The following is a 13,988-nucleotide window of genomic DNA, read 5'->3' as shown; positions in this document are numbered from 1 at the left end:
TCTGCCGCGGACAAGGGATCGATCATGACGAACAGGACCACCGGCTCCCCCCCATCGCGGAACGGGGTCAGGGTGCAGCCGCCAGCCGTGCCCGTCAACCGAACGGTGATCTTGGCGATCATCCTGCTGAGCTACGTGATGATCGTGCTCGACGTCTCGATCGTCATCACGGGGTTACCGAAGATCCAGGCGGAACTCGGCTTCACCGACGCAGGACTGTCCTGGGTTTCCAACGCCTACACGTTGGCCTTTGGTGGCTGTCTTCTGATCGGGGCCCGCGCGGGCGACATTTTCGGCCGCCGCCGCATGTTCGTGACGGGGCTTACCATTTTCGTGATCGCGTCGCTTTTAATCGGCGCCGCCCAGACGCCGCTCTGGCTGATCGCCGCGCGCGCCGTTCAGGGGTTCGGTTCGGCCATTCTGGCGCCCTCGACGCTCGCCCTGTTGCAGACGAATTTCCCAGCCGGCCCGGAGCGGACGCGAGCGATCTCTTATTACGCCTCGGCGGCCGGTGTGTCGGCCAGCGTCGGCCTTGTGCTCGGCGGCGTGCTCGCCGACTGGCTCTCCTGGCGTGTCGGCTTCTTCATCAACGGACCGATCGGTGTCGGTTTGGTTCTCGTGGCCTTACGCGCCGTTCGGGAGACGCGGCCGCAATCAGGAGCCTTCGACCTGATCGGCGCGGTGACGTCCACACTGGGCATGAGCGCCCTCGTTCTCGGGATCGTCAACTCGGCCGCCGACGGCTGGTCCTCTACCCGAACGCTCCAGGCGCTCGCGGCCAGTGGGGCCCTGCTGGCGATCTTCGTCCTCACCGAACGGGTCGTGAAGCAGCCAATTATGCCGTTGCGGCTGTTCGCCAGCCGGGAGCGCTCCGCCGCCTACGCGGCCCGCATGCTCTTCATCGGCGCGAATGTCGGCTTCTTCTTCTTTTCGACCCAGCTCATGCAGGGTGTCCTCGGTTACAGTCCGGCCATGGCCGGGCTTGCCTTCCTGCCAGCGACGATCACGAATTTTCTGGTCGCCTTGGGAGCGCCGCGGCTGATCGCCCAAATCGGCAGCCGCAATGTCCTGGTCGGGAGCATGCTGTTTGGGTTGATCGGCATCGCCTGGCTCTCCGGCGCATCCGCGGGAGGGGACTATTGGGTCGATCTCGGCTTGCCGATGCTGCTGATCGGGATCGGGCAGGGTGGCGCGCTCGGACCGCTCACGCTGTCGGGAGTCGCCGACGTTCCGGCCGCCGACGCGGGTGCGGCATCGGGACTCGTCAACACCGCCCACCAGATCGGCGGCTCGCTCGGCCTGGGCCTGCAGGTCGCCGCCGCCGCGATCGGCGCCGGTGCGTTCACAGGCAGGGAGTTGCTCGCCCACCGGGTCGGGAACGCCATGGGCTGTGCCGTACTCCTGGTGGTCCTCGCGCTCCTGGTGGTCCTGGTCGCAGTTCCACGTGCCAAACCGGCGGAGGTCGTGCCGACAGGCGTCCCTCGGCAATCTCCTGAAGGATCCATGGAACGGCCTTTGGCACGTGAGCGCGTTCAGGAGGAACGGTGATGAAGCGGGGATTGTCGAACACCGCCTCGGCCCTGTGTCTGGCCTTGGCATCCTGTGTCATCGACGAAGAGAGCGCCGCCTCGCCGCCCGCCGGCGACAAAGCCGGTATGACGCAGGAACCGACGATGCGACATCGGAGCCATCTGGCCGTGGATGACAGGATCGGTGATCTTCTGAACCATCCCGCCTTCGCCGGCTTTGCTCCCCGGATTTTGCCGTGGGATGACCGTGTCTATGACAAGTCCCTTCGGTTGTGGGAGATTGGTTCGCTTCTTCCCTATCACAGCCATGTCGAGCCGGCGGTTGTGATGAATGCGCTCAACCGCATGATTGACGACGCCAACAACGGCGAGACGATCTTTTATGATTTTTACACGGGAGTGGAGAAGAACGAGGAGCCGGCGAAGGGGAACACCGGCTTGTTCTTTTTCCGCGGAAAGCCGCGAGCGCCATTCGCGATTGTATGTCCGGGCGGCGGGTTCGCCTATATCGGCTCCGTCCATGAAGGCTTCCCGTATGCCGCTGCCATCAACGCCAGGGGCTATAACGTGTTCGTGCTGCGCTACCGGGCCGGTCATGGCGCCGCCGTTGCGACCCGGGATCTTGCCGCCGCTCTCTCGTGGATTTTCCGCAATGCGGACAGGCTTGGCGTTGGCACCGGAGGCTACTCCCTCTGGGGCAGTTCCGCCGGGGCAAGGATGGCCGCCGCCATCGGTTCGCACGGAGCCCGGAGCCACGGAGGCGACGACCTTCCAAGGCCTGCGGCCGTCGTGATGGCCTACACGGCGTATTCCGGCCATTCCGCCAAGGAGCCGCCCACCTTCGTGGTCGTTGGCGGGCAGGACCACATCGCGCCGCCTTCTGCCATGCAAAGGCGGGTTGGCGCCTTGCGCGGGACGGGCGTGGAGGTCGAATACCGCGAGTATGGAGGTCTCGGTCATGGCTTCGGCACCGGCTTCGGCACCAGCGCCGACGGCTGGATCGACGACGCCGTCGGATTCTGGGAGCGGTTTCTCGATTCAGGGAACGGCTGGGGGCAATCGCCATAACCCCAGGCAGCACGCTCAATTCATTAACAGATCTTATGGGTGTAAGAACATTGTGCGGTCCAATCCGTAATGAACCAGCGCGCTAGTGTCCGCGATCGGACAGCAGGGCAGGTGCTGAAAGGCGTCCGCCACATCTTGGCGCGGGCCTCCCTCCCATCCTCGCTAAATCACAAGGAGCACGATCATGCAAACCCGCACACTCGGAAACAGCGGCCTCGAGGTTTCGGCTGTATGGGCTTTGCTCCGGTTTATGGCGCCGCTCCGGACAGGAAGGACGGAATCGCGTTGATCCGTGCGGCCGTCGAGCGCCGCGTCACCTTTTTCGACACGGCCGAAGTCTATGGCCCCTTCACGAATGAGGAACTGGTCGGGGAGGCGCTCGAACCCTTCCGCGATCGGGTGATCATCGCCACGAAGTTCGGCTTCACCTTCGGCGACGACGGCAAGCAGCAGATCCTGAACAGCCGGCCGGAGCATATCCAGGTGGTGGTCGAGACGTCGCTGAAGCGGTTGCGCACCGATCGCATCGACCTGCTCTACCAGCATCGCGTCGATCCAGCCGTGCCGATCGAGGAGGTCGCAGGAACCGTCAAGGACCTGATCGCCGCCGGCAAGGTCAAGCATTTCGGCCTGTCCGAAGCGAACGTGCGGACGATCCGCTGCGCACACGCCGTCCAGCGCGTGACGGCTGTGCTGAGCAAATGGTCTGCTGTTCTGGCGCGGTCCGGAAGCGGAGCTTCTTCCCGCCCTCGAGGAGCTCGGGATCGGTTTCATGCCCTTCAGCCCGCTCGGCGCCGGCTTCCTGACCGGAACGATCGACGAGAACACGCATTTCGATCCGACCGACTTCCGCAACAACGTGCCGCGTTTTTCGCCCGAGGCTCGCAAGGCGAATTTCGCCCTCGTCGAGGTGATCAGGGCCGTCGCGGCCCGCAGGGGGCGACTCCGGCGCAGGTGACGCTCGCTTGGCTGCTTGCCCGGAGTCCCTGGACCGTGCCGATCCCCGGCACCACCAAACAGCATCGGCTCGAGGAAAACCTCGGTGCGGTCGACCTCGCGCTGACGGCCGCCGACCTCTCCGAACTCGACACCGAAACGTCCAAGATCACCATCCAGGGCGAGCGGCTTCCCGAAGCCGCGCTCAAGATGACCGGGCGCTGAGCGTGACCCGGCGAACGGAGACCGCACCGTGACCGATCCCATGAGACTGCTGACCGTCGGAGCAACGGGAAGCATCGGCCGCCACGTCGTGACGCGAGCCGTCCGCGAGGGCTACGCCGTTCGCGCGCTAGTGCGCGACCCAGACCGGGCCAGGCATTTCCCGCACGAGGTCGAGGTGATCGTGGGGGACCTGACGCGTGCAGACACGCTTGAGGCGGCGGTGGCCGACATCGACGCCATCGTTTTCACCCATGGCACCTATGGTGGGGACCCTGGTGCCGCCAGGGCAGTCGATTATGGCGGGGTACGCAATGTCCTGGCCGCCCTGCAAGGCCGCAAGGTCCGTGTCGCGCTGATGACCACGATCGGGGTCACCGACCGGAAAGGCGTCCATGACTGGAAGCGACGCGGTGAGCGGCTGCTTCGTGTGAGCGGCCTACCTTATACCATCGTCCGCCCAGGGTGGTTCGACTACAACAAATCCGACCAACGGCGGCTGGTCCTGCTGCAAGGTGACCGTCGGCAATCGGGAACACCACGCGACGGCGCTGTCGCGCGCGATCAAATCGCGGAGGTTCTGGTCCGCAGTCTCCGGTCGCGTGCGGCGCTCCGCAAGACGTTCGAACTCGTCAGCGAAACCGGGTTGGAGCCCGCCGATGTCGAGGCTCTTTTCGCCGGGTTGGATGCGGATCCCGTCGATGCCTTGGACGGTGTGCATGACGCAAGGAATATGCCTCTTGCCGCGGAACCCCAGCCGGTTCAGATGGATCTGAAACAGGAGGGGACCGCGCTTTGAGGCGCGGTCCGCGTCAGGGCGTGCAAGGCGGCGTTTCGGCCGCCGCCTTGCTTTGACCGTTGCCTCAGCAGCTGTTGCGGAGGCCGGCGGCGACGCCGTTGATCGGCGTGTTGCATGGAGGAGGAAGAGGCAAAGGAGGGCGCCAATCCCCACTGTTGGTCAGGCGACACGGACGGAGATCGGGCATCCAAGATCGAGCATTCGGTTGAGGACCTGGACTGCGATGGCAACCTCGGTGGCCTGGACCTAGCCGGTGTGGAAGCGTAGGGCGTCGCCGATGACCTGCTTCCAGCGTCCGATCTGTCCCTCGACCTATGTCCTCTGATTGTAGACGCTGCTCCGCGGCCACGCCATCAGCCCGGTCTCGGCGACCCGCTTGATGTCGCGGTCGCGCTGGGAGGGTTTGGTCGCCGCCGTGGCGCTGAGCACGGCATCGGCGCGGGGTGGGATCACCATCGCGGCAGCCGGATGGCGCTCGTGCAGGGTGGCATACACAGCGGTTCGGTCATAGGCGCCATCGCCCAGGAAGAGTTCGACCGGCTCGGCGATCTGGTCGAGCAAGGGCCCAACCTGCGAAGCGTCATCGACATGGCGGTCGGTCAGCGTGGATGCGACGATCCGGCCGGTCACCGCGTCCAGGCCGATGTGCAGCTTGCGCTCGGAACGCCGCTTCTCCGTGGCGTGTTTTTCGACCAGCCACTCGCCCGGCCCGCCCAGCTTCAGTCCCGAGCTGTCGACCAGCAGGTGGATCGGCCCGCCGGTGGCGCGGGGCTGTGCCAGCAGCGCCAGCGTCCAGGCGCGCCGACCGAGCGTGGAGTAGTCAGGCACCGGCAGGTCGAAGCCGAGCAGTTGGAGGATGGAGGCGATTAGCCCTTCGGTCTGGCGCAGCGCCAAGTGGAACACCGCGCGCAATGTCAGGGCTGTGGTGATCGCCAGATCGGAGTAGTGGGGTTGACCACCCGGCGTGGTCCACGGCGCGGCTCTCCAGGCAGCGATGGCGTTATCCGTGAACCAGACCGTCAGACTGCACCGCCGGCGCAGCATCTCGTTGTAATCCGTCCAATTCGTCACGCGCCGTTTCGGTCGCGGAATATGGTGACGGCGAGCGGCATTGGCTTCGTGCGGCATGACGGGGAAATCCGAGCGGCAGGAACAGCCTCCTTCCTACGGCATCCCTCCCATCCGTATAATACGCTCGCGGGCTTACGAGATCGACGACATCCGAGGAGGATAATGTCGCAATCGGCGAGCCGCCACCGTTCCCGTGACAACGCCAAGCTTAGGGAAGTGTCCGGGAAATGGGGACCATCTCACCCCTTCAGACCACGTTCTGGTTCTGACACGGCAGGGCGGGGCCAACCGGCTGGACTTCACCGTAAAGTTGGAGCTGATTCGGCATCCCGGCCGCGCGCTTGTCCTGGTTGAGGAGGCGCTCGACGCTCTAGTCGTCTGAACCACTCTTAAGGCTCCCGCAGGCCAGCCTCGGATTCATAAGTTCTGCTAATAAGCCTTTGCCGGATTTCCGCAGAAACATTCGACCTGTTTCCAGGTTTACGAGCGGACTGATGCATTCCTTCAAAGAGCGCCGCCACCTGCATTCGCTGCGGTCGTCGAAACTCAGGAGAGCTGCATGTCCGAGCCTCGAAGTCTGCCCGTATCACGGCGCAACTTGCTTGCGGCCGGCGCCGCCACGGTCGCGGCGAGCGTCACGCCTGCAGCGGCGCGGTCCGCCCAGCCGGATCGACCGAATTTGAACGCAGGAGGCCAAGCGATGGCCAGAGTGTCGCTCCAAGTGAATGGACAGGCCCACTCCGTGGACCTCGACACGCGGACTACGCTATTGGACGCACTTCGCGAGTATCTGAAGCTCACCGGGACCAAGAAAGGGTGCGATCATGGCCAGTGCGGCGCTTGCACGGTGATGATCGACGGTCGCCGCATCAACTCCTGCCTGACCCTGGCCGTGATGAACGAGGGACGCCGGATCACGACGATCGAGGGGCTCGGCACGCCAGAAGCGATGCACCCGATGCAGGCGGCCTTCGTGAAACATGATGGCTATCAGTGCGGCTACTGCACGCCCGGCCAGATCTGCTCGGCGGTCGCCATGCTGGACGAGGTGAAGGCCGGCGTGCCCAGCCACGTCACCGCCGATCTGTTGGCTGCGCCGGACCTCACGCCTGCGGAGCTCCGTGAACGGATGAGCGGTAACATCTGTCGCTGCGCGGCCTATTCGAACATCGTCGACGCGATCACCGAGGTCGCGGGAGGGACAGGATGAAGGCTTTCACCTACGAGCGCGCCAGCTCGCCCGAACAGGCCGCCCAGATGGTCGCGCGCACTCCGAACGCAAAGTTCATCGCGGGCGGCACAAATCTCCTCGACCTGATGAAGCTTGAGATCGAGACGCCCACGCATCTCGTCGACGTCAACAGCCTGGGGCTCGACAGGATCGAAGCGACGCCGGATGGCGGCCTACGCATCGGTGGCTTGGTGCGCAACACCGACCTCGCGGCCGACCTGCGCATCCGCCGCGACTATCCGGTGCTGTCGCATGCGCTGCTCGCCGGCGCTTCCGGCCAGCTTCGCAACGCGGCCACGACGGGTGGCAACCTGCTCCAGCGCACCCGTTGTCCGTATTTCTACGACACGAACATGCCGTGCAACAAGCGCACGCCGGGCAGCGGCTGCGGCGCGATCGGCGGCGTCACCCGCCAGCATGCGGTCATCGGCCACAGCGACGCCTGCATTGCCACCAACCCGAGCGACATGGCCGTGGCCCTCCGGGTTCTCGACGCTGTCGTCGAGACGGTTCAGGGGGACGGGAAGACCCGCACCATTCCCATCGCGGAGTTCCACCGCCTGCCCGGCGGCACGCCGAACGTCGAGACCGTCCTGGCCGCCAGCGAGATGATCACCGGGGTCGTCCTGCCCAAGCCGCTTGGCGGTGTTCAACTCTATCGGAAGGTGCGGGACCGCGCATCCTACGCCTTCGCCCTGGTCTCGGTCGCGGCGGTCATTCGCAAGGATGGCGGTTCCCGCGTCGCGCTGGGTGGGGTGGCGCACAGGCCGTGGCGGGTGGAGGCAGCGGACGCCAGGCTGGCGGACGGCGCCCGCGCCACCATGGCGGAACTGCTGGCGGACGCGCGTCCCCAGCCGGAAAACGCCTTCAAGGTCACCCTGGCCGAGCGAACCCTGGCTGCCGTGCTGGCACAAGCGAGGATCTGACCATGAAGTTCGAAACCGCCGCCACCGTCAATCCGATCGACCGGATGAAGGTCATCGGCTGGCCGACCGAGCGGATTGACGGCCCGTTCAAGGCCACCGGGCGGGCTTCTTATGCCTATGAATGGCACGACGTCGTGCCGAACCAGGCCTATGGCTATATCGTCGCGAGCGCGATCGCCAAGGGGCGGATCAACAGGCTGGACGTCAGCCGGGCGAAGCAGGCGCCCGGTGTGATCGCGGTTGTCACCGCCGAGAATGCCGGCAAGCTCGGCAAGGCGCAGCGCAACACCGCCACGGTGCTCGGCGGCCCGGAGATCGAGCATTATCACCAGCTGATCGCTGTCGTCGTCGCGGAGACCTTCGAGCAGGCCCGGGCGGCCGCCGGGCTGGTGGAGGTCGACTACACCCGTGAGCCGGGTCGGTTCGACCTGAAGGCGGAATGCGACTCCGCCACGGATCCCGGCAAGATCACCGGCGGGAAATCCGACACCACCGTCGGCGACTTCGACCGCGCCTATGCCGCGGCGCCCGTGACGCTCGACGCCACGTATACGACGCCCGACCAGTCCCACATGATGATGGAGCCCCCATCGACCATCGCGGCGTGGGACGGCGGCAGTCTCACCGTCTGGACGTCGCACCAGATGGTCGATTGGGCGCGCAGCGACCTGGCCACCACCTTCGGCATGCAGAAGGAGAAGGTGCGCGTCGTCTCGCCCTATGTCGGCGGTGGATTCGGGGCCAAGCTGTTCTTGCGTGCGGATGCGGTGGCGGCCGTCCTTGGCGCGCGCGCCGCGGGGCGGCCGGTGAAGGTCGCGCTGCCGCGTCCCCTCAGCGTCAACAACACGGTGCACCGTCCGGCGACGATCCAACGCATCCGCATTGGCGCTGAACCCGGCGGCAAGATCACGGCGATCGCGCATGAATCCTGGTCCGGCGATCTGCCCGACGGCAAGGCGGATGGCGCGGTGCACCAAACCCGCCTGCTCTACGCCGGGGCAAACCGGATGACCGCAACCAGGTTGGCCACGCTCAATCTGCCGGAAGGAAACGCGATGCGTGCCCCAGGCGAGGCCACCGGTCTGATGGCGCTGGAGATCGCCATTGACGAGATGGCCGAGAAGCTCGGCCTAGATCCGGTCGAGTTCAGGATCCTGAACGACACCCAGATCGTTCCGGATTCACCCTCTGAGGCAAGCGACGATGATCCGCAGGCGGGGGCTCCCACCGAGGGTCATGAAAGCCCGGAACGCCGCTTTTCCCAGCGTCACCTTGTGGAATGCCTGCGCCTGGGCGCCGAGAAGTTCGGCTGGAACCGGCGCAACCCGCGGCCAGGGCAAAGCCGCGAAGGCGACTGGCTGATTGGGCTGGGCATGGCGGCAGCCATTCGTGGGAATCACATGACCAAGTCGGCGGCACGGGTGCGCCTCGACCGCCGGGGCATCGTGACCGTCGAAACCGACATGACTGACATCGGCACGGGCAGCTACACGATCATCGCGCAGACGGCGGCGGAAATGATGGGCGTGCTGCTCGACAAGGTGGTCGTCCGGCTTGGTGACTCGGCCTTTCCGGTCTCGGCGGGGTCGGGAGGCCAGTGGGGCGCCAACTGCTCGACCTCCGGCGTCTATGCCGCCTGCGTGAAGCTGCGCGAGGCGGTCGCGCAGAAGCTGGGCTTCAACGCTCTCGATGCGGTGTTCGAGGACGGACATGTCCGCTCGGGCGGCCGAAGCCTCCCACTGGTCCAAGCCGCCGGCGACGGCGAAATCGTGGCCGAAGACATGGTGGAGTTTGGCGGCATCACCGAACAGTACGAGCAGGCCACCTTCGGCGCCCAGTTCGTCGAGGTGGCCGTGGACGCCTACACCGGCGAGACCCGCATCCGCCGCATGTTGTCGGTGTGCGATTGCGGCCGGATCCTAAATCCGACGGCAGCCCGCAGCCAGGTGATCGGCGGCATGACCATGGGCGTGGGCGCTGCGCTGACCGAGGAACTGGCCGTGGACAAGCGCTTCGGCTTCTTCGTCAATCATGACCTTGCCGGCTACGAGGTGCCGGTGCATGCGGACATTCCCCATCAGGAGGTGATCTTCCTTGGGGATGGCGACCCGATGTCGTCGCCGATGAAGTCGAAAGGCGTCGCGGAGCTCGGCATCTGCGGCGTCGCGGCAGCCGTTGCGAACGCGATCTACAACGCGACGGGCGTGCGGGTCCGGGACTACCCCCTTACTCTGGACAAGCTTCTGCCCGGTCTGCCCGCCATCAGCTGAACTCGCATTCGGCCAGAGAGCGCCTCCACAATCGATCCACGTAAGCGCCCGCTTACGCAGGTTTCGCCAAGGATCGCAGCCCACTGTTGTCGATCTCAGACCCAACCGTGGATGACCTCAGGCGGCCACGTCCACCTGCTGGTATTAACCCACACAGCGGAGGAGTGGCTGCCGGCCGTGCGAACCCGACGCTGTCACTCAGGGCCATCGGCGCCCAGTTAGAGGCGATGCGGGAGACCACGCCGCGCGGCGGGTGCAGTTGGGCGACGGCCTCGGTCAAGAACCTGCTGGACCGTGCCTAGGCGCAGGGACTGCTCCTTGCCGGAGCCGCTCCCGCTTCGCGACCGAGAAATTGATCGGGCAGCATGTTCTGCTGCCTTCACTTTGCTGCGGGTATCGCATCCGCCCTCCCGCTGCTGCTCGAGCTTATGGGGGCGGGCGGAGCACGTCGCTCACGCCCGCGCCGGATTCAGAGCTTTCGGGTGCCGAGCCACTTCACCTTCTCGGGATCGCGATGGTCGAAGAAACTGCTGGCCTTTTGGTCGAGCGTCGCGATCAATGCGATATCATCCTGATCCAGCTCGAAATCGAAGATCGCGAAGTTCTCAGCCATGCGCTCCTTGCGCACCGACTTGGGGATGGCGACGATGCCGCGCTGGTTCAGCCAACGCAGCACGACCTGCGCTATGGTCTTGCCGTGCTTCTGTCCGATCGATTGGAGCAGCTTGTTCGAGAACAGCCCGTTCTTTCCTTCCGCGAATGGTCCCCATGCTTCGGCCTGGACCTTGTATTCATCCAAGACCGCCTTCGCATCGTCCTGGCTGTGGAAGGGGTGGATCTCGATCTGGTTGACTGCCGGCGTGATCTCGTTGTGGAGCACGAAATCCACGAGCCGGTCGGGGTAGAAGTTGCTGACGCCGATCGCGCGGATGCGGCCGGCGCGGTGTAGCTCCTCCATCGCGCGCCAGGCACCATACACATCGCCATAGGGCTGATGGATCAGCCAGAGGTCGAGATAGTCGAGCTGCAGCTTGTTGAGCGAGCGCTCGAAGGCAGCCTTGGCGCTTTCGTAGCTGGCGTCCTCGATCCACAGCTTGGTGGTGACGAACAGCTCGCGGCGGTCGATTCCATGGTTGCGGATCGCGCTGCCGACCGCCTCCTCGTTTCCATAGGAGGTCGCAGTGTCGAGCAGCCTGTACCCAACGTCGATCGCCTCGCGAACGCTGCGCTCGCACTCAGCGGGATCGGGCACCTGGAAGACGCCGAAGCCGAGACTCGGCATCTCGACGCCGTTGTTCAACTTCACGGCGGGGATGTTGGTGGTCATGGTCAGTCTTTCTGTTGAGCGGCTCAGCGGTTGATGAGACGCTGATATGACGCAGGGTAGCGTTCGCCTTGAAGCTGGATGCGGTTGAGTGCCTGTTCGATGCGGCCGAGGTCGTCGCTTGTCAGCTCGACGTCGGCACCACCGAGGTTCTCCTCAAGCCTGTGCAACTTGGTGGTGCCAGGGATTGGTACGATCCACGGCCGCTGCGCGAGCAGCCAAGCAAGCGCGATCTGGGCGGGCGTCCGCGACTTTTCCATGGCGATTGCGGTCACCAGATCGACCAGCGCCTGGTTGGCGGTGAGCGCGTTGGCCTGAAAGCGGGGAACGTTACTGCGGAAGTCATCTTTGGCGAATACCGTCTTTGGGCCGAGCTTCCCGGTCAGGAACCCCTTGCCGAGCGGTGCGAACGGCACGAAACCGATGCCCAGTTCTTCCAGAAGCGGCAGGATTTCCGCCTCCGGCTCGCGCCAGAACATCGAATATTCGCTCTGGAGCGCGGCGAGCGGCTGCACTGCATGGGCGCGCCTAATTGCCTCGGGCCCCGCCTCGGACATGCCGAAATGCCTCACCTTGCCGGCGTCAATCAGCTCCTTGACGGTGCCAGCTACATCCTCCACCGACACGTCCGGATCGACACGGTGCTGGTAGAATAGGTCAATTCGGTCGGTGCGCAGCCGCTGAAGCGCCTCATCGGCCACTTGCCGAATGCGCTCGGGGCGGCTGTCCATGCCGTCCGACGGCAGGCCATTCTTAAAGCCGAACTTGGTCGCAATCACCACCTGATCGCGGACAGGTTCAAGTGCCTCGCCAACGACCTCTTCGTTGAGGCCGGGGCCATAGGCCTCGGCGGTATCGAAGAAGGTGACACCACGCTCGTGCGCGGCGCGGATAAGCTTGATGGCATCCCGACGGTCTGTCGCCGGTCCGTAGCCGTAGCTCAGCCCCATGCAGCCGAGGCCGAGAGCAGACACCTCCAGATCTCCAAGTTTTCTGACCTTCATGCTGATGCTCCTTCGGAAAAACAACAGCCGGCACCGGGCGTCGTGTGTCGGGCTGTGTACAACGGTGGCGGGCTACCGCCGGACGACGATGTGGACGCACCGCCGAATCAAGCGCCCGGAACGGTGCGGAAGGCGATGACCAACGCGAGGACAATCATGGCTGCGGCCGTTGCCGTGGCATTCTCGACCCTGTGCGAGAGCAGACCGACTCCCATCAATGTGCCTGAACTGATGACGGAAACGGCGACCTGGACGCTGATGCCGAGGGAACTGCCAAGCTGATGGGCCGCGTTGATAATGCCGGAAGCCACTCCTGCATCTTCGACGGCGATGTTGGCGATGCCGGACGCTGTCAGCGGGCCGAGCGCGCCGCCCTGGCCAACCCCGATCAGCAGCATTGGAAGAGCGAGCCCTCCGAGATAGGTCGTCCCCGAAGAAGCCTGGGCAAGCCATGTCATGCCGATGAGCCCCAGCAACATGCTGCCCACCAACACGTTACGGCCGCCGACCAGCCTAATCAGCCTGGGTGCACCCAATGCGGCCATGAAGTTGACGATCATCGCGGGCATGAAGGCAAGTCCGGCCAGTGTGGGACTATAGCCAAGAACCCCTTGCATCAATTGGGTAGAGAAGAAGAAGAAGCCCATATTCGCGCCGATGAACAACATGCGGGCGGCATAGGCGCCGGAGCGTTCCCGGCTGGCGAACAGTCGCAGGGGCATGATCGGTCGCTTCGCCCGCCATTCGATCAGCACAAAGCCACCCAGCAGCACAACCCCGCCTGCAAGCATCTTGATCGTCAACGGGTCGGACCAGCCCGCAGACGTCGAATTGACGATGCTAAAAGCCAGCGCGCTCATCCCGAGCGTCGACGTCAGTGCTCCGGCGAAATCGAAGGTCCCGGACCGCCGGGGAGTTTCACGAATGTGCCTGCGAGCGGCGAGGATCAAGCCAATGCCGATCGGCAGGTTGATGAAGAACCCGACGCGCCACGACAGCCATTCGGCAAGAATGCCCCCGAGCACCAGGCCGATACTGGCCGACACCCCGGCCGCAGAGGCGTAGTAGGAGATTGCGCGTGTCCGCTCGGGGACAGCTAGTAAATTGGTTTGCAGAAGCGCGAGGGCCGACGGCGCTAGGATAGCGGAGCCAAGTCTCTGAACCGCTCGCGCGGTAATCAGCCACTCCGGAGTCTGCGCAAGGCCGATGAGGAGTGACGAGGTCACAAAGATGGTGAGGCCGCCGACAAGCATGCGGCGGCGGGCGAGGATGTCGTCGGCCCGTGCGCCGAGCCGGAGGAAACCGCCGATGGTCAATGTATAGTCGTTGGACACCCATGAGAGACCAGCATCAGAAAACACCAGGTCGGTGTGGATCTTGGGCATTCCGGTAATGATAATGGGGGTGTCGAGCGCGATCATCGCGTAGCTCTCCAGAAATAGAGCGTTATTCGTTTCGATTGATAGAAATATCACTTGCATGATTTTGCATTATGGCTGCCGCCGGTGCATAATTTACTGTCTTAACGGTCATGCTTCGGCACCTTGCGTGCGGCGGAGACGTATTTCCGGTTTTTGGGCTGGTTTGCTGTCTCGTACTGTAGCGCTC

10 protein-coding genes and 1 pseudogene are annotated in these 13,988 nt (G+C 64.6%); 7 read left to right on the top strand and 4 right to left on the bottom strand.

From position 1 onward, the window contains the following. Positions 1–105: 105 nt before the first annotated feature. The 4 genes from B9N97_RS31265 (at position 106) to B9N97_RS31250 (ending at position 4,554) form a co-directional block, all read left to right on the top strand. Complete coding sequence (locus tag B9N97_RS31265) at positions 106–1,548, top strand: MFS transporter (protein WP_244561036.1); 1,443 nt, start codon at positions 106–108, stop codon at positions 1,546–1,548. Then, positions 1,548–2,597, top strand: coding sequence for an alpha/beta hydrolase (locus tag B9N97_RS31260; protein ID WP_208621328.1), 1,050 nt, complete (start codon positions 1,548–1,550; stop codon positions 2,595–2,597). Before B9N97_RS31265 ends, B9N97_RS31260 begins: the two co-directional genes overlap by 1 nt. Before the next feature lie 231 nt (positions 2,598–2,828). Continuing rightward, positions 2,829–3,758, top strand: coding sequence for an aldo/keto reductase (locus tag B9N97_RS37105; protein ID WP_432264220.1), 930 nt, complete (start codon positions 2,829–2,831; stop codon positions 3,756–3,758). A gap of 28 nt (positions 3,759–3,786) precedes the next feature. After that, entirely contained in the window at positions 3,787–4,554 is a 768-nt protein-coding gene (locus B9N97_RS31250; protein WP_208621327.1) for an SDR family oxidoreductase, read from the top strand. A gap of 159 nt (positions 4,555–4,713) precedes the next feature. Here B9N97_RS31250 and B9N97_RS31245 read toward each other — a convergent pair. Beyond that, positions 4,714–5,682, bottom strand: a pseudogene (locus tag B9N97_RS31245) (IS5 family transposase). A 502-nt stretch (positions 5,683–6,184) separates the two neighbouring features. On the opposite strand from B9N97_RS31245, the gene paoA reads away from it, so the two are divergent. The 3 genes from paoA to paoC are packed head-to-tail and all read left to right on the top strand — an operon-like array spanning position 6,185 to position 10,052. After that, positions 6,185–6,835 (top strand): aldehyde dehydrogenase iron-sulfur subunit PaoA, encoded by a 651-nt coding sequence (paoA, locus tag B9N97_RS31240; RefSeq protein ID WP_085091684.1) that lies wholly within the window; start codon positions 6,185–6,187, stop codon positions 6,833–6,835. Beyond that, complete coding sequence (locus tag B9N97_RS31235) at positions 6,832–7,782, top strand: FAD binding domain-containing protein (protein WP_085091683.1); 951 nt, start codon at positions 6,832–6,834, stop codon at positions 7,780–7,782. Before paoA ends, B9N97_RS31235 begins: the two co-directional genes overlap by 4 nt. Positions 7,783–7,784: 2 nt before the next feature. Then, entirely contained in the window at positions 7,785–10,052 is a 2,268-nt protein-coding gene (paoC, locus tag B9N97_RS31230; protein ID WP_085091682.1) for an aldehyde oxidoreductase molybdenum-binding subunit PaoC, read from the top strand. Positions 10,053–10,521: 469 nt separating this feature from the next. On the opposite strand, the gene B9N97_RS31220 is transcribed toward paoC, so the two are convergent. The 3 genes from B9N97_RS31220 to B9N97_RS31210 all read right to left on the bottom strand — a co-directional run bounded on the left by B9N97_RS31220 (position 10,522) and on the right by B9N97_RS31210 (position 13,801). Further along, positions 10,522–11,379, bottom strand: coding sequence for an aldo/keto reductase (locus B9N97_RS31220; protein ID WP_085091681.1), 858 nt, complete (start codon positions 11,377–11,379; stop codon positions 10,522–10,524). Between the two features lie 23 nt (positions 11,380–11,402). After that, positions 11,403–12,380, bottom strand: coding sequence for an aldo/keto reductase (locus tag B9N97_RS31215; RefSeq protein ID WP_085091680.1), 978 nt, complete (start codon positions 12,378–12,380; stop codon positions 11,403–11,405). 107 nt (positions 12,381–12,487) lie between these two features. Beyond that, positions 12,488–13,801 (bottom strand): MFS transporter, encoded by a 1,314-nt coding sequence (locus B9N97_RS31210; protein ID WP_167393438.1) that lies wholly within the window; start codon positions 13,799–13,801, stop codon positions 12,488–12,490. Positions 13,802–13,988: the final 187 nt, after the last annotated feature.

It is taken from the genome of Azospirillum oryzae, assembly GCF_900177515.1.
Lineage (GTDB): Bacteria > Pseudomonadota > Alphaproteobacteria > Azospirillales > Azospirillaceae > Azospirillum > Azospirillum oryzae_A.
Note: the sequence above shows the minus strand (reverse complement) of the source record. Positions and strands in the feature narration are given on the sequence as shown.

Coding starts and splice junctions, on each gene's coding strand:
- B9N97_RS31260 (WP_208621328.1), top strand. CDS start 1,548: ATGAAGCGGGGATTGTCGAACACCGCCTCGGCCCTGTGTCTGGCCTTG.
- B9N97_RS37105 (WP_432264220.1), top strand. CDS start 2,829: ATGGGCTTTGCTCCGGTTTATGGCGCCGCTCCGGACAGGAAGGACGGA.
- paoA (WP_085091684.1), top strand. CDS start 6,185: ATGTCCGAGCCTCGAAGTCTGCCCGTATCACGGCGCAACTTGCTTGCG.
- B9N97_RS31235 (WP_085091683.1), top strand. CDS start 6,832: ATGAAGGCTTTCACCTACGAGCGCGCCAGCTCGCCCGAACAGGCCGCC.
- paoC (WP_085091682.1), top strand. CDS start 7,785: ATGAAGTTCGAAACCGCCGCCACCGTCAATCCGATCGACCGGATGAAG.
- B9N97_RS31220 (WP_085091681.1), bottom strand. CDS start 11,379: ATGACCACCAACATCCCCGCCGTGAAGTTGAACAACGGCGTCGAGATG.
- B9N97_RS31215 (WP_085091680.1), bottom strand. CDS start 12,380: ATGAAGGTCAGAAAACTTGGAGATCTGGAGGTGTCTGCTCTCGGCCTC.
- B9N97_RS31210 (WP_167393438.1), bottom strand. CDS start 13,801: ATGATCGCGCTCGACACCCCCATTATCATTACCGGAATGCCCAAGATC.